14 protein-coding genes and 1 other annotated feature are annotated in these 16,503 nt (G+C 35.6%); of the genes, 12 read left to right on the top strand and 2 right to left on the bottom strand.

Annotated features, from left to right (window positions below):
* Positions 1-38: 38 nt before the first annotated feature.
* Both ACIQX2_RS01960 and ACIQX2_RS19350 read left to right on the top strand, forming a co-directional pair.
* Positions 39-1,889 (top strand): oligopeptide ABC transporter substrate-binding protein, encoded by a 1,851-nt coding sequence (locus ACIQX2_RS01960; protein ID WP_402846406.1) that lies wholly within the window; start codon positions 39-41, stop codon positions 1,887-1,889.
* A 65-nt stretch (positions 1,890-1,954) separates the two neighbouring features.
* Positions 1,955-2,176 (top strand): YuzI family membrane protein, encoded by a 222-nt coding sequence (locus ACIQX2_RS19350; protein WP_483880193.1) that lies wholly within the window; start codon positions 1,955-1,957, stop codon positions 2,174-2,176.
* Here ACIQX2_RS19350 and trpS read toward each other — a convergent pair.
* Entirely contained in the window at positions 2,130-3,122 is a 993-nt protein-coding gene (trpS, locus tag ACIQX2_RS01955; RefSeq protein WP_402846404.1) for a tryptophan--tRNA ligase, read from the bottom strand. The two genes, ACIQX2_RS19350 and trpS, sit on opposite strands and share 47 nt — an antisense overlap.
* Positions 3,123-3,177: 55 nt before the next feature.
* Positions 3,178-3,392: a binding site (T-box leader), on the bottom strand.
* Positions 3,393-3,441: 49 nt separating this feature from the next.
* The gene (locus ACIQX2_RS01950; RefSeq protein ID WP_402846401.1) at positions 3,442-3,789 is read right to left on the bottom strand and encodes a DUF3899 domain-containing protein; all 348 of its coding nucleotides are present in this window, start codon (positions 3,787-3,789) and stop codon (positions 3,442-3,444) included.
* Between the two features lie 237 nt (positions 3,790-4,026).
* On the opposite strand from ACIQX2_RS01950, the gene ACIQX2_RS01945 reads away from it, so the two are divergent.
* The 10 genes from ACIQX2_RS01945 (at position 4,027) to pepF (ending at position 16,171) form a co-directional block, all read left to right on the top strand.
* Positions 4,027-5,745, top strand: coding sequence for a peptide ABC transporter substrate-binding protein (locus ACIQX2_RS01945; protein WP_402846398.1), 1,719 nt, complete (start codon positions 4,027-4,029; stop codon positions 5,743-5,745).
* Between the two features lie 187 nt (positions 5,746-5,932).
* Entirely contained in the window at positions 5,933-6,865 is a 933-nt protein-coding gene (gene opp3b, locus ACIQX2_RS01940; protein ID WP_402846395.1) for an oligopeptide ABC transporter permease, read from the top strand.
* Positions 6,865-7,884 carry an oligopeptide ABC transporter permease gene (gene opp3C, locus ACIQX2_RS01935; protein ID WP_402846392.1) on the top strand — a complete coding sequence of 340 codons (1,020 nt, stop codon included), beginning with the start codon at positions 6,865-6,867 and terminating at the stop codon, positions 7,882-7,884. Before opp3b ends, opp3C begins: the two co-directional genes overlap by 1 nt.
* 15 nt (positions 7,885-7,899) lie before the next feature.
* Positions 7,900-8,964, top strand: a complete 1,065-nt coding sequence (locus ACIQX2_RS01930) for an ABC transporter ATP-binding protein (RefSeq protein ID WP_402846389.1) — start codon at positions 7,900-7,902, stop codon at positions 8,962-8,964.
* Positions 8,964-9,905, top strand: coding sequence for an ABC transporter ATP-binding protein (locus tag ACIQX2_RS01925; RefSeq protein WP_402846387.1), 942 nt, complete (start codon positions 8,964-8,966; stop codon positions 9,903-9,905). The genes ACIQX2_RS01930 and ACIQX2_RS01925 overlap by 1 nt, the downstream gene beginning before the upstream one ends.
* 236 nt (positions 9,906-10,141) lie before the next feature.
* Positions 10,142-11,350, top strand: coding sequence for a putative glycoside hydrolase (locus ACIQX2_RS01920; protein ID WP_402846385.1), 1,209 nt, complete (start codon positions 10,142-10,144; stop codon positions 11,348-11,350).
* 415 nt (positions 11,351-11,765) lie between these two features.
* Positions 11,766-12,161, top strand: coding sequence for a transcriptional regulator SpxA (spxA, locus tag ACIQX2_RS01915; RefSeq protein ID WP_175453953.1), 396 nt, complete (start codon positions 11,766-11,768; stop codon positions 12,159-12,161).
* 222 nt (positions 12,162-12,383) lie between these two features.
* Entirely contained in the window at positions 12,384-13,052 is a 669-nt protein-coding gene (gene mecA, locus ACIQX2_RS01910; RefSeq protein ID WP_402846383.1) for an adaptor protein MecA, read from the top strand.
* Positions 13,053-13,145: 93 nt separating this feature from the next.
* Positions 13,146-14,288, top strand: coding sequence for a competence protein CoiA (locus ACIQX2_RS01905; RefSeq protein ID WP_402846381.1), 1,143 nt, complete (start codon positions 13,146-13,148; stop codon positions 14,286-14,288).
* Between the two features lie 62 nt (positions 14,289-14,350).
* Complete coding sequence (pepF, locus tag ACIQX2_RS01900; RefSeq protein ID WP_402846379.1) at positions 14,351-16,171, top strand: oligoendopeptidase F; 1,821 nt, start codon at positions 14,351-14,353, stop codon at positions 16,169-16,171.
* Positions 16,172-16,503: the final 332 nt, after the last annotated feature.

The raw sequence follows: 16,503 nt of genomic DNA, 5'->3' as shown, positions 1-16,503 counted from the left end.
TGATATATAAAAAAAGATATAAAAGGGAGGAAAAAAGAATGAATAAGAAGCTTTTAGCTTTATTGGCTTTGCTGTTTACACTTATGCTAGTTCTTGCAGCATGTAATTCAGATGATGAACCGGCAAAACCTGCTGATGAGACAGACAAGACAGAAGAAGATGGTTCAGGAGATAAAGACGCAGAAGAGGGTACTGAGGAAGAAACAGATGAAACAGCTTCAGAAGAGTTATTTCCTGTAGTACTTGACAATGAAGGAGACGCTATTGACGGTGGAACTTTACAAGTAGCATTAGTAAACGACTCTCCATTCCAAGGTATTTTCTCTTACACACTATATGAAGATGCTTATGATTCAGAAATAATGGCATTTGCAAGTAATGTACTTTTTAAAACTGATGGAGATTTCTTAATTACTGATGGTGGTATCGCAAATTTAACAGTTGATGAGGCTAATAACAAAGCAACTATTAAGATTCAAGAGGGAGTTAAATGGTCAGATGGAGAGCCTCTTAAAATTGAGGATTTAATCCAACCTTACCTAATTATCGGACACCCGGACTATGCTGGAGTACGTTATGATTCTGACTTCCAAAATATCGTTGGTGCTGTAGAATATCATGATGGAAAAGCTGATACAATTTCAGGACTTAAAAAAGTGGATGAAACTACTTTAGAGATTTCATTCAACAAAGTTTCACCAGCTATCTATTCAGGAGGAGATGGGCTTTGGTTCTACGCTGAGCCAAGTCATATCGTAAAAGATATTCCTGTTGCTGAGCTACTTGAAAATGATGCAGTACGTAAAAACCCAGTTACTCTAGGAGCATTCAAATTCGACAAAATCGTTCCAGGTGAGTCTGTATCGTTTGTACGTAACGAGAACTACTGGAAAGGTCAATCAAAACTTGATGGCGTAATTATTAAAACTGTACCAAGTGCTTCAGCTGCTAAAGCTTTAGAAACAGGGGAGTACGATATGGCGCTATCTTTCCCAACGAGCGCATATGAAAACGTAAAAGATCTTGAAAATATTACGCTTCTAGGTCGTCAAGAATTGTACTACTCTTATGTAGGATTCAAACTTGGTAAATATGACTATGATGCAAGTCTTACAATTACAAATGAAGAAGAAGCAAAAATGGGTGACAAAGTATTACGACAAGCAATGGGCTATGCTTTAGACGTTGAGCAAGTAAATGAAGTATACTACTTCGATTTACGTGAGCGTGCTAATTCTCTAATTCCACCAGTATTTAAATCATTCCATGATTCTTCAATTGAAGGATATAATTATGATCCAGAGAAAGCTGAGCAATTGTTAGACGAAGCTGGATATAAAGATACGGATGGCGATGGTCTACGCGAAGATCCAAACGGAGAAAAACTTACAATTAGCCTAGCTGCTATGGCTGGTGATGAAACACAAGAACAAGTAATTTCTTACTACCTACAAAACTGGACTGAAGTTGGCTTAGATGTACAATTAGCTACAGGTCGTCTAATCGAATTCAACACATTCTACGATAAAGTTCAAGCGGATGATCCAGAAATCGATGTATTTATGGGTGCATGGGGAACAGGTACAAACCCATCTCCAGCTGGACTATACTCTAAGACAGCAGTTTATAACTTCAGCCGTTACACTTCTGAAGAGCTAGAAGGATTATTAACTGCGATCGATTCTCCAGAAGCAATTGATGGAGAGTTCCGTGCTAAAAAGTTCCGTGAATGGCAAGAATATATGCAAGACGTTTCTGCTGTAATTCCATTACAATTCCGTTATGAGTTATTCCCGGTTAATGACCGCGTGAAAAACTATGACTTTGGTTATGATACTGATTTCGATTATATCGATATCGAGTTAGTAGCAGATACTCCAGTTAAATAATATTTTAAAAAAACCGCTCTTAAACGAAAGTTTAGGGGCGGTTTTTCATATGGTCTTATAAGGATGTGATACAAATAAGATTATTACTATTTTTGATAAGCTATGGAATTGCAGTAATTAGCTGCTCCCACTTAGTACTTTATCTGAATTTTTTATCGCTAGGATACTCGTTTAGATCGGTACTCATGTATATGTTTGAGTCACCTGAGTTTGTACTTTTATGTGTATCCATATTGTCCATTACCGTGGTCGTCTTCTCCCGAGGCCCATTGCGGCTTCCATCTTAGCCAATGTATCGTTGGCAAGAGCCTGTGCCTTCACAGCTCCTAGATCTAGAATATCATCCAATTCAGAAGAATTTAGCAGTTGTTCATATCTTTGTTGAATAGGTGTAAGATGATCGATAATAACTCCTGCAACAGAAGCTTTGAAGTCTCCATATCCTTTTCCTTCATATTTTTGTACAAGTGTAGGGATTAAAACGTCGGTTAACGCAGATTCAATCGTTAATAGATTGGAAACTCCGGGTTTATTTTCAGGATCGAAAGCGACTATACCTTCTGAATCTGTCACAGAGCTTTTAATTTTCTTTTCAATTTCTTTTGGGCTATCCAACAGACGAATAGTAGCCTTTTGGTTCGGATCTGACTTACTCATTTTCTTCAGTGGGTCTTGTAACGATTTAATACGAGCCCCATTTTTAGGTAATTGGATTTCAGGGATTGTTAATACTTCACCGTAGCGTTTGTTGAATCGCTCAGCTAAGTCTCGTGTCAATTCTACATGCTGGGTTTGATCATCACCAACTGGTACGATATCTGATTGATATAAAAGTATATCCGCAGCCATTAATGGAGGATATGTTAACAATGCAGCAGAAACAGCGTCTTTGCCAGCAGACTTATCTTTGAATTGAGTCATTCTTTCTAACTCACCGATATAAGAGATACATTGCATAATCCAACCAGCTTGAGCATGGGCTGGAACTTCGGACTGTATAAATAATGTGGATTTTTTTGGATCAATGCCAACAGCTATATATAAAGCTGCTAAGGAACGAATATGCTCGCTTAATTCTTTCGGATTCTGTGCGACTGTAATGGCATGTTGGTCTACAATACAAAATACACAGTCAAAATCATTTTGTAATGCAGTGAATTGTCTGAAGGCACCGATGTAATTTCCAAGGGTGATAATCCCTGTTGGTTGTACGCCTGAAAAAATTTTTTTCATCTTTCTAAACCCCTTTTCTTTTTTTTAGAAAATAAAAAACATCATACATCCCTATAAAAGGGACGAATGATGTTAAATCCGTGGTACCACCCAGCTTGCTAAAATAATTAGCCACTCTACTTCTTAACGTGAAGGGGACGGTGTATGCTATTGAATTTTCACAAACACTGCTCAGAAGCCCATTCCATTTACAGTATGATCTGTTTACAGCGACCACAGACTCTCTATACATACAACAGTAAATGTACTTTTCTTCCTCAAAGCTCAATTATTTAGTTTTGACTATTATATATAGAAGGAACCCAAAAATCAAGCAATCCTAGAAACTATAATAGAAGAACAATGCGATACACATACAAAACAAACCGGAAAGCCCTAAAGCGATGATCGGTTTGTAGGGAAAGGAAAAAACTTCAGATGGTAATCGCATTGCTTGTGCCTCTTTTTTCATATGCCTTGGAGTGAACACCTTGCGTGTGCTCTCCGTGAAAAAGTCAAAAAATCCTCCTGATACAACGTATGTCATTAAACCGACGAAGGTGGTTGTTCCACCGACAAAAAAAGACATATTTATATACGAAACGAGCTGGAAATTTCTATAAACTATTAGCATTAAAACAAAAGTGATTACTTGGGAACCGAAAAAGTACATCAATTTTTTTTTCATATTTCACCTCTATCAAATGTAAATTATAAAATAGTATCTTAAAATATGCAAAAAAATAATTAACTCCATTTACAAAAATAAGTAATTATCTTTCCAAAGATTCACAATTGTTAGGACAATGTAATGATTTTGTTACACTATTGTAAAAATATTTGAAAAAAGCCTGTACAACTCCAAAAGAAAATGTATAATAAATATTGTAATGAATTTTTCTGAATATTTAAGGAGGTTATTTTTTTGAAGAATAGCAAGCTTGTATGGCTTTTAAGCCTTTTGTTAGTTGTTGCTTTATTCCTTGCTGCTTGTGGTGGCGACGATAAAGGGGAAAAAACAACTACAGACACAGACGAAAAAGAAGGTACAACAACAGAAGAAGAAGAAGTAGCTGTAGACGAAGAACAAGTTCTTAACTTGATCATGACAGCAGAAATTCCAACAATGGACTCAGCTCTTGTAACTGATGCAGTTGGTTTTGATCTACTTAACAACGTAAACGAAGGTTTATATCGTTTGAGTCAAGAAAATATTGCTGTTCCAGCACTTTCTGACGGTGAACCAACAGTTTCTGAAGATGGATTAGTTTATACATTCACATTACGTGACTCTAACTGGTCTGACGGTACTCCAGTAACTGCAAATGACTTTGAGTATGCATGGAAACGTGCTATGAACCCAGATACTGCATCTGAATACGGTCCATACATGATGTCTGGCGTTATCAAAAACGCAACAGCGATTTCTGAAGGTGAAATGGAATACACTGAATTAGGTGTTAAAGCAGTTGACGAAAAAACTTTAGAAGTTACGCTTGAAAAACCTATTCCTTACTTCTTATCACTTATGTCATTTGGAACATTCTTACCACAAAAAGAAGAATTCGTTACAGCGCAAGGTGAAAACTACGCGAAAAATTCTGAAGCACTTTTATACAACGGACCATTTACTTTAGCTAACTGGGACGGAACAGGTTTATCTTGGCAACTACTTAAAAATGAACAGTACTGGGATAAAGAAACTGTAAAACTTACTGAAATTAACTATGATGTAGTAAAAGAAACTGCAACAGCAGTTAACTTATATACTAACGGTGAAAAAGACCGCGCTGGACTTTCTGGTGAGTATGCAATGCAATACGCTGCAGATCCAGAGTTAGCGAAAGAATCAGAAACATCAGTATTCTACTTTAAATACAATCAAGAACGTGGTGGAGAAAAAACTCCACTTGCTAACGTAAATATTCGTGAAGCAATTACTAAAGCGTTCAACAAAGAAGATTTAGCTTCTGTAGTATTAGCAAATGGTTCTGTAGCAGCATATTCATTCATTCCAAAAGATTTCGTTTTTGATGAAGATGGAAACGACTTCCGTGATGTTAACGGAGACATGGCTGTATTTAATGCAGATGAAGCGAAAACTGCATGGGAAAAAGGTTTAGCAGATTTAGGTGTTACTGAACTTAAATTAGAGATTCTTGGTGGAGACACTGAACTTTCTAAAAAAATGGACGAATACTTAAAATCTCAATTAGAAACTAACTTACCAGGATTAACTATTTCTCTTAAAGAAGTACCATTCAATGTTCGTTTAGATCTTGATACAAACCAAGACTATGACATTCAAGTTGCAGGATGGGGACCAGATTATCAAGATCCATTCACATTCTTAAGCCTATGGGAAACTGATGGCGGTAATAACCAAATGTCATACTCAAATCCTGAGTACGATCAATTATTACAAGATATTAATGGTTCTTTAGCTCAAGATATCCCAGCTCGTTGGGAAGCAATGGCGAAAGCTGAAAAAATCATCGTTGACCAAGACTTTGCAGTTGGACCAATTTACCAACGCGGTTTAATGTTCCTTCAAAAGCCTTACGTTAAAGGTATAGTTGCTCACCCATTTGGTGGAGATTATAGCTACAAGTGGGCATACATTGAAGGTAAAGAAGCAAACTAACAAGTTCTTAATCTCATAGTTAGAGAGTATATGGTTCCGAATGGATCATGTACTCTCTTTTTAAATGAATCAGAATTCACTAAATATTTAATATTAATAATTTGATTTTGACAACTACCATGGTTATCTGTTTATATATATTAGAGTATATTAATCTTAATAAATATTTTTTGTAGGAGGTGCAAAGATGGCAAAATACATTACTCGTCGTGTTATTTATATGTTTATTACGTTTTTCCTGATTGCGACGGCAACATTCTTCTTAATGAAGGCGCTTCCAGGAACCCCGATTAGCTCTGCTTCAAAACTATCCCCTTCACAGCTTGCGGTAGTTGAAGCGAAATATGGATTAGATCAACCGGTTCCAGTTCAGTACGCAAAGTATATGTTGAATTTAGCCCAAGGAGATCTTGGTAACTCATTTCAATTTAAGAATGCTAGTGTAACAGACTTAATCATAGATCGATTAGGACCATCTCTGTTACTTGGAACTCAAGGATTAGTACTGGGTGTGGCACTTGGTATACTATTAGGTATGATCGCAGCATTAAGACAAAATACAGTTTGGGATTACGGTAGTACTTTTGTGGCTATTATCGGTATATCTATTCCATCTTTCGTTTTTGCAACTTTCCTTCAATATTGGTTAGCAGTTAAATGGGAGCTATTCCCAGTAGCGTTGTGGAAGGATGGCTGGATGTCCAGCGTACTCCCTTCTATTGCATTAGCAATGGGTCCACTTGCGACAGCTTCTCGATTTATACGTACGGAAATGATTGAGGTTTTAAGTTCAGATTATATTACTTTAGCAAAATCTAAAGGGGCAACTGGTTTCGAAATCGCATTTAAGCATGCGTTCCGAAATGCATTGATCCCGCTAGTGACAGTTTTAGGACCACTAGCAGCCGGATTATTAACAGGATCTCTTGTTATTGAACAAATCTTCGCAATACCTGGTATCGGAGAGCAATTTGTTAAATCCATTATGTCAAATGACTTCTCTATTATTATGGGAACTACTTTGTTCTTCTCTGCGTTCTTAATTGTCGTAATATTCTTGGTAGATGTACTTTATGGTATCATCGATCCACGTATTCGTTTGTCAGGAGGTAAAGATTAATGAAACACGACTTACAAAAACCACCTGCCGATTCTTTTGAAAGAATTGAAATTGATGCTAGTCATGCGGAACGTATTACAAAACCGAGTTTGAGCTTCTGGCAAGATGCTTGGCTTCGAATTCGCAAAAACAAAGCTGCGATCGTTAGTATGTTCCTATTACTATTTATAATAATTATGGCATTTGTTGGACCAATGATAAGTCCACATGATGCGAAAACACAAACAATCACCCATGCTAATTTACCACCAAAGGTTCCCGGAATTGAAAAACTCGGAATAATGGATGGTGTTGGTGTACTAGCAGGTAAAGAAGTAGACCTATATGAGATGAAAAAGGTTGATACGTATTACTGGTTTGGTACAGACGGTCTTGGCCGTGATATGTTCTCTCGTGTTTGGGAAGGTACACAAATCTCCTTATTTATCGCTTTTGTAGCGGCTTTAATCGATATGGTTATTGGGGTTGCTTATGGGGGAGTATCTGGTTATTATGGTGGACGTGTAGATGACGTTCTTCAGCGTATTGTTGAAATATTATACGGAATTCCAACACTTGTTATTGTTATTCTAATGCTTACCTTTATGGAACCGGGTATTACCGCGATAATTATCGCCATTACCATTACGGGGTGGATCGGTATGTCTCGTATAGTACGTGGGCAAGTATTAAAATTCAAAAACCAAGAGTTTGTATTAGCATCCCGTACATTAGGTGCAACAAATGGTCGAATTATTTCAAAGCATATTTTACCTAATATTTTAGGTATTATTATTATTAACACGATGTTCACTATTCCAAGTGCTATATTCTTCGAAGCATTTTTAAGCTTCATTGGGTTAGGTTTACAGCCTCCAGAGGCATCACTTGGAACATTGATAAACGATGGGTATAAACTGATTAAATTCCAACCACATATTCTGTTGTTCCCATCAATTATTATTAGTTTACTTATGATTTCATTCAACTTATTAGGTGATGGATTACGTGACGCACTTGATCCGAAGATGAAAGACTAAAGGAGGAAAGCGAAAATGGAAAATATTTTAGAGGTTAATGACCTAGAGCTTTCCTTCCATACATTTGCAGGTGAAGTAAAAGCCATTCGTGGTGTAAATTTCGACTTAAAAAAAGGAGAAACACTTGCGATTGTTGGAGAGTCTGGTTCTGGTAAGTCAGTTACAACTAAGGCAATTATGCGGTTGCTGCCTGAATCAAGTTCAGAATTTAAAAATGGACAAATTTTATTCAATGGTAAAGATCTTACTAAGCTATCGGATAAAGAAATGCAGAAAATTCGAGGAAAAGATATTTCGATGATTTTCCAAGATCCGATGACTTCTTTAAATCCAACGATGACTATTGGTAATCAAATTATGGAGCCAATTTTAAAGCACCGTAAAGTTGGTAAAGCAGAAGCACGTAAAGTAGCAGTTGATTTACTACGTTTAGTAGGTATGCCTAAACCGGAAGCTCGTATTAAACAATATCCACACCAATTTTCTGGTGGGCAGCGCCAGCGTATTGTTATCGCAATTGCTTTAGCGTGTAATCCACAAATTCTAATAGCAGATGAACCTACTACTGCGTTAGATGTTACGATACAAGCACAAATTTTAGAATTGATGAAGGATCTACAGAAGAAAATTGATACATCTATCATTTTCATTACACATGACCTTGGTGTTGTGGCTAATGTAGCAGATAGAGTTGCAGTAATGTACGGTGGTAAAATTGTTGAGATTGGAACTGTAGATGAAATATTCTACAATCCACAGCATCCTTATACATGGGGTTTACTAAGCTCTATGCCGTCACTAGATACAGCAGAAGCGAAATTGTATGCAATTCCAGGAACTCCTCCTGATTTATTGAATCCTCCGAAAGGCGATGCTTTTGCTTTACGTAGCGATTACGCATTGAAAATAGATTTAGAACAAGCACCACCGTTCTTTAAAGTAAGCGAAACTCATTCAGCTGCTACATGGTTATTACATCCGGATGCTCCGGAAGTTGAACCGCCTTTAGCAATTGTAGAACGTATGAAGAAATTCCCTGGAAGCCGCTATTACGAAGGAACGGAAGGAGGTACTTACTAATGGCTGAAAAATTACTAGAAATTAAAAATCTTAAGCAGTATTTCAATCAAGGTAAGCCTAATGAAGTTCGCGCAGTAGATGACATTAGCTTCGATATTTATAAAGGGGAAACGCTTGGATTAGTTGGAGAATCTGGTTGTGGTAAATCTACTACAGGGCGTACAATTATTCGTCTTTATGATGCAACAGATGGACAAGTAATTTATGACGGAGTAAATGTACATGATAAAAAATCAAAAAATGATTTAAAGTCATTTAACCGTAAAATGCAAATGATTTTCCAAGATCCGTATGCATCTCTGAATCCTCGTATGAAAGTACTGGATATCATAGCAGAAGGCCTAGATATTCATGGACTTGTGAAAAATTCAAAAGAACGTAAAGAACGAGTGGTTGAATTATTAGAAACTGTAGGCTTGAATCGTGAGCATGCTGATCGTTATGCACATGAGTTTTCTGGTGGTCAACGTCAACGTTTAGGAATTGCAAGAGCTTTGGCTGTTAATCCAGAATTTATCATTGCCGATGAGCCAATCTCAGCGTTGGACGTTTCTATTCAAGCACAAGTTGTTAACTTACTGAAGGAATTACAAGAAGAGAAGGGCTTAACTTATTTGTTTATTGCCCATGATTTATCAATGGTAAAGTACATTTCTGATCGTATCGGTGTAATGTATTTTGGGAAGCTAGTAGAGCTGGCACCTGCAGAGGATTTATACAATAATCCAATGCACCCATATACACAGTCATTGTTGTCGGCTATTCCGCTTCCGGATCCAAATTATGAGCGTACTCGTGTACGTAAATCATACGACCCTGCCTCTCATAATTATCAAGATGGGGAAGAGATCGCAATGCGTGAAGTAACACCTGGACATTTCGTTTATTGTTCAGAAAAAGAGTTTGCGACTTTGCAAGCAATTTCAACTTCCAAAATATAATGTTTCAACGACCGTTCAATCGAACGGTCGTTTTTTTAGATGAAATAAATATATATATTATTGTCTAGCGAACGTCTGTCCAAAGCTCTTCGATATCGATAGAAACAGAGTTTTAACTTACAAGATCAACCTTCTTTTTGGCTAGAATTTTTATAGATGTTAGTCACATTGACACTTTCATTCATTTGCATGAATTGTTAGAATGAAAGGACTTAAAGGAAAGGAATTTTTATTTTATGAAAAAACATTTTAGTGTAATAGCGTCGGTATCAATTGCAATGACTATATTGCTACCAAGTACAAGTAATGCAGAAACACCCTTGTTTTCAAAGGACTTTGCTACAAAAGAATACAGTTTTCAGTCAATAGATGAAAAAATCGTATCATCTTCTAAATTATTCGTATTTGATTCTGGATTAACTTTCGAATATCCAGATGCAGTGAGAGGTGTCTATGTAACGGGACATTCTGCCGGTGGGGAACGTTTTAATGACTTACTGAATCTGATGGATACAACGGATCTAAATGCAATGGTTATCGATCTAAAAGATGATTTTGGAAATCTGACTTACATTCCATCAGAAGATTCTCCTTTAGCTAAATATAATATTGGAAAGCCATACATAAAAGATACCCAAAAAATGTTAAAAATAATGGAAGAAAAACAAATTTATCCTATAGCGCGCGTTGTTATCTTTAAGGATACTGAGCTTGCAGAGAGAAAGCCAGAATGGTCATTTGTAGAAGGTACATCGGTTTGGAAAAATGGACGAGGTGAAGCATTCGTCAATCCATTTATGCAAGAGGTATGGGATTATAATGTAGAAATTGCTATAGAGGCTGCGAAGATGGGCTTTAAAGAAATTCAATTTGACTATGTTCGTTTTCCTGAAGGATTTGAAAAAAGAGAAAACAGTTTAAAATACTCCATGGGTACATATGAGACTTCAGAGAAAGACTTTGTTCAACGCAGAGTTTCAGCAGTTACGGATTTTGTTGCTTATGCAAGGGAAAAGCTTAAACCATATGGTGCCCAACTATCGGTAGATATCTTTGGTTATTCTGCTACATTGCCTGAAGCACCTGGAATCGGACAAAATTTTAATAAAATATCTCAAAACGTTGATGTTATTTCTTCCATGATCTACCCAAGTCACTGGACTTCTTACTTTGGTATAGCCAAACCAGATTTAGAGCCATATAGATTAGTACAGGAATACGCAAAAGTGGAAAATGCTAAACTAGCAGAGCTTGAAAATCCTCCTGTATCTAGACCATGGTTACAAGATTTTACAGCTTCTTATTTAGGGGCAGGAAATTATCAAACATATGGTAAAGCTGAAGTGGAAGCGCAAATTAAGGCTTTAAAAGAAGCAGGTATAAATGAATACTTATTATGGAATGCTGGAAATAAATATTCAAAAGGCGTGGATTATACTCCTTAACCATTTCTTAATAATTTGAGGGAAACCTAAAGAATGAAAAAGTAGGATGAAATTTTATCCTACTTTTTTTCTTTTTTTGAAACCTTTTTACATTAAAAACGTATTATTAGTATAACAGCTATTTTCATTAAGTATTACTAATTGATAATATGATTTTTTTATTCGGGAGATGTTTAAGATCATTAAATGATGGGTATTAATTAATATGTATATAACTTATCTTTAGTAAAATTAAGGATTCCTTCATAAGTAACACGAAATTGTGTCATTAATTTTTGGAAGGTAAAATTTCCTTAAAAACATATTTAAAATCAAATAAAAGTAGTGTATACTGATAAAGTACATTACTACATTAAATTAATTATAATCTACTTTATATAACACAGACATTTGAAAGGAAGTGTTTTTTAAAATGATCGTAACGTTATTCACATCACCTAGTTGTACTTCTTGTAGAAAAGCGAAAGCTTGGTTAGAAGAACATGAAATAGCATATAAAGAACGTAATATTTTTTCCGAACCACTTAGTATAAGTGAAATAAAAGAAATTCTACGAATGACAGAAGACGGAACAGATGAAATTATTTCAACACGTTCAAAAATATTCCAAAAACTAAACGTGGATTTAGAAAGTCTTCCGTTACAACGACTATATGAATTAATCCAAGAGCATCCTGGATTACTACGTAGACCAATTATTTTAGACGAAAAACGTTTACAAGTTGGTTACAATGAAGATGAAATTCGTAGGTTCTTACCTAGAAAAGTACGTGCTTATCAACTACTTGAAGCACAACGTCTAGTTAACTAGTATTATACTAAGCTAATTATTTTTCAAGCACCTTTGAAAAATAATTGGCTTTTCTTTTTCTCTTCTACTTGCATTCGGAGTTAAAATTTCCTACAATGCATATAGTTTAATTAATAATTTTAAAAGTGAAGCAGGAATCCTTTTCTTTTTTTCACAAACGACATACAATAGTAATAGACACTACACATTTGAGACGGTAAGAAGCGAGAGGAGATGTGTTAAATGGATATCGAGCGTATCAATGATAACACTTTCAAAGTATACATTTCATACATCGACATTGAAGAAAGAGGCTTCAGCCGAGATGAAATCTGGTTCAATAAGGATAAGAGCGAGCAGCTTTTTTGGGAAATGATGGATGAGGTTCATGATGATGATCATTTTGAAGAATTAGATGGTCCTTTATGGATTCAAGTTCATGCGATGGAAAAAGGTTTGGAAGTGATTGTTACAAGAACGGAAATAACAAAACAAGATGAACGTTTAGGTAATAATTCGGATGTAGATGATATATCGAGTAAAATATTTAAAAATGGGGTATCAAGTTCAATCGGCCCACATGAGTTTGATGATTTTTCAAGTTATATGGAGGAATTAGAGGATATTCCAACGGATTATACATTTGTTTTTGAGAGCTTCGATGATGTAATTGGTCTTGCGAAAAAGTTAGATGAAGCAGATTTACAGACCTCTTTATATTTTTATGAAGAGAAGTACTATTTGCATATTGTTTTTGATTTTGATATTACTGAGTTCGAATCAGTACTTAATACTTTAAGTATTGTTTCAGAGTTTGCCAATAGTTCAAAGACAACTATTCATATGATTGAAGAATATGGGAAACAGATAATTGCCGATGCTGTTCTAGATGAGTTAAATAAACATTTTTAAAACCTTCTACTTTTAGAAGGTTTTTTTTATTAAATAACAGTTCATGGTTTAACTTGCATTATTGACTGAAAATTTGTATATTAGTAGCGGGAGGTGATACAAATACTAACAGCAGTAACAGCAAATGGAGAACTTATCATAGCTGCACAGCATCCACGTACCATTTTAGACAAAATGAAATCAACTAACACATTCTTCTGCATACAATGCAATGAACAAGTCATTTTAAAAAATGGTATGATAAAAACCCCACATTTTGCCCATACTCGTAATGCTTCATGTACGCAAGCTTTTTCTGAAGGAGAAAGTGAGGATCATCTAAACGGAAAACTCCATTTATATGAATTATTACAAAAGTATTCACCGTCCGTACAGCTTGAAGCCTATCTTCCTTCTCTTCTACAAAGACCTGATTTATATGTCAAAAGTGAACCTTATCCCTTTGCAATAGAGTTTCAATGTAGTCCAATACCAGTAACCGCAATTCAGCAGCGAACAGAAGGCTATATCTCCAAGAAAATTAATCCCATTTGGATACTACGAACACCAAAAATTTCTGATTTCGAAATCGGAACTATGCAGCTCTCCGCTTTTAGACAACAGTTTTTTTACAAAACTCCAAATGGTCATATAATACTCACCTATTGCCCTCAATCTAAATATTTTCATTATATTTCAAACCCCATGCATCTAAAGGCAAATAATTATATTGTAAAAATAAAAAAGCTTTCTTTAGAAAACCAGACCTGGCCATTTGCTATTATAAAAAAGAACTCGTGGGAGGATTTTCAAAAGTATTTCACTCTATATAAGCATTACCGATACAAACATTTGGACAATCTATACTTTTTTAATAGAAAAGGAATTCAATCTACATTTCTGAAAATATGTTATAGATGGAGAGTCCATCCTAAACAAATTCCATTCTTTATAGGCATTCCGACAAATAACGCTTCTATTTTCTCCAGGCATGCTGTCGAGTGGCAAATTCAGTTTATCGACTATTTACAAAAACTCGAACTTACTATACCTCAAGCAAATTACCAACACTGCGAATCATTCTTGAATTATAGAAACCTAGCTTCCAATCTATCAGAAGAACATATAAAGGCAGTTGAATCCTATCTTATTCTATTGCAGCACTGTTTAATTTCATCCGATGAAGTTACATATGCTAGCAAAATAGATTACCCTTTAATGATGCGAATGTTGTACAATGAATTCCTTGCAAAATGATTAGAAAATTGAGAAAATAGTAAGTGATTCGAAATTCGAAACAATATAAGGGGGAACATAGTTTGACGGCAGATACAAAAAACAAAATTTTGACTCGTGAAGAAGTCGAAGAAAAGTTAACATGGAAATTAGAAGATATTTTTGCCTCCAATGATGAATGGGAGAAAGAGTATCAAGAGGTTTCTACATTATCAGAGAAGGCTTCTTCATATCAGGGAACAATCGATAGTGGAGCAAATGCTTTACTTGAAGTGTTGACTTATCGTGATGAAGTTACTTCTAGACTGCGAAAGCTATATACATTTGCGCATATGCGTACAGACCAAGATACAGCTAATAGCACATATCAGGCGATGGATAGTCGCATTAAATCATTATATGTGAAAGTTTCTACAGAGCTATCCTTTTTAGTTCCAGAGATTCTTTCATTGGATGAGAGTGTTATTGCCAATTATTTAGCTGAAAATAAAAATTTACAAGTATACAGACAATTACTTGAGGAAATTAACAAAGAACGACCACACGTGCTTCCAAAAGAACAGGAAGCATTATTAGCACAATTATCTGAAGTTGCTGGAGCTTCATCGGATACTTTTGGAAAGTTAAATAATGCAGATTTAGAATTTCCAACTATTAAAGATGAAGATGGTAATGATGTGCAACTAACACATGGCAGATTTTCACGTTTCTTAGAAAGTGAGGACCCTCGTGTGCGTGAGGATGCATTTAAAGCAATGTATGATACGTATGGTAAATTCCGTAATACATTTGCGTCAACATTAACAGGAAATATTAAAGGAGACAATGTCAACGCGAAAATTCGAAACTACGGATCAGCGCGTGAAGCTGCGATGTCTAACAATCATATTCCTGAAAGTGTATATGACAACTTAGTAAATACTATTAATAAAAACGTCCATTTACTTCATCGATATGTAGCTCTACGTAAAAAAGTATTGGGTTTAGATGAATTGCATATGTGGGATCTTTATACACCGTTAGTGAAAGAACTGAATATGGAATATACGTATGAAGAGGCTTGTGATGCAATGATTAAGAGCTTTGAACCTTTAGGAGAGGAATACGTATCTATCGTCAAGAAAGGGCTTGAAAGCCGTTGGGTTGACGTAGTGGAAACGAAAGGAAAGAGATCTGGTGCTTATTCTTCTGGAACATACGGTACGAATCCATATATACTGATGAACTGGCAAAATAACGTAAATAACCTTTTTACATTGGCACATGAATTTGGTCATAGTATTCATAGTTATTATACTAGAGCAAACCAACCTTATGTTTACGGAGATTATTCAATATTTGTGGCAGAAGTAGCCTCAACTTGTAACGAGGCATTATTGAACGATTACTTACTTAAAACAATTGACGATCCTAAGAAACGTATTTACTTGTTAAATCACTGGTTAGAAGGTTTCCGTGGAACTGTTTTCCGTCAAACGATGTTTGCAGAGTTTGAACATATTATTCACCAGTTAGATCAAAATGGTGAAGCATTAACAGCGGATAAACTAACAGAGGAATATTATAAGTTAAATCAGAAATACTTTGGTGATGAAATTGTAATTGATGAGCAAATAGGGTTGGAATGGGCAAGAATTCCTCATTTCTACTATAACTACTATGTATACCAATATGCTACTGGTTTAAGCGCAGCTACTGCACTTAGCAATCAAATTCTTTCAGAAGGAAAGCCGGCTGTAGACCGTTATATTAATGAGTTCTTAAAAGCGGGCTGCTCAGATTATCCAATTGAAGTATTGAAAAAGGCAGGAGTAGATATGAATACGGCTGCTCCTATTGAAGAAGCATGTCGTGTATTTGAAGAAAAGTTAAATGAATTGGAACAACTACTTTTAGGGGAATAACTAAAAGCCTGGCGATCTGCCAGGCTTTTAATGTTCCATATAATAACAGTTAAAGGTAGGACGTCCAATGATGTATGACGAATTTGTGAAATGCGAAGTGAATATATTGTATTTTACAAAATGACGTGTTAAAGTAAGAGTGTGAAATAAATCACAAGATAACATACACCCCTTTGTTTGAACGTGAACATTTCTCCCATCCCCTTTGTAAATGAAAATGCCCTTTCCTCGGTAGGAGGAAATGGGCATTTTCTTTTTTTTTGAAAGATTAGAAAGTATATAAAACTGTCCCGTGAACACTGGGTTCAAGGGACTTTGTAAGAATGAATAAT

It is taken from the genome of Psychrobacillus sp. NPDC096623, from assembly GCF_044762655.1.
Lineage (GTDB): Bacteria > Bacillota > Bacilli > Bacillales_A > Planococcaceae > Psychrobacillus.
Note: the sequence above shows the minus strand (reverse complement) of the source record. Positions and strands in the feature narration are given on the sequence as shown.

Excerpts from the sequence above, each read along its gene's own strand:
- ACIQX2_RS01960 (WP_402846406.1), top strand. The coding sequence starts at position 39 with ATGAATAAGAAGCTTTTAGCTTTATTGGCTTTGCTGTTTACACTTATG.
- trpS (WP_402846404.1), bottom strand. The coding sequence starts at position 3,122 with ATGAAAAAAATTTTTTCAGGCGTACAACCAACAGGGATTATCACCCTT.
- ACIQX2_RS01950 (WP_402846401.1), bottom strand. The coding sequence starts at position 3,789 with ATGAAAAAAAAATTGATGTACTTTTTCGGTTCCCAAGTAATCACTTTT.
- opp3b (WP_402846395.1), top strand. The coding sequence starts at position 5,933 with ATGGCAAAATACATTACTCGTCGTGTTATTTATATGTTTATTACGTTT.
- opp3C (WP_402846392.1), top strand. The coding sequence starts at position 6,865 with ATGAAACACGACTTACAAAAACCACCTGCCGATTCTTTTGAAAGAATT.
- ACIQX2_RS01930 (WP_402846389.1), top strand. The coding sequence starts at position 7,900 with ATGGAAAATATTTTAGAGGTTAATGACCTAGAGCTTTCCTTCCATACA.
- ACIQX2_RS01925 (WP_402846387.1), top strand. The coding sequence starts at position 8,964 with ATGGCTGAAAAATTACTAGAAATTAAAAATCTTAAGCAGTATTTCAAT.
- ACIQX2_RS01920 (WP_402846385.1), top strand. The coding sequence starts at position 10,142 with ATGAAAAAACATTTTAGTGTAATAGCGTCGGTATCAATTGCAATGACT.
- mecA (WP_402846383.1), top strand. The coding sequence starts at position 12,384 with ATGGATATCGAGCGTATCAATGATAACACTTTCAAAGTATACATTTCA.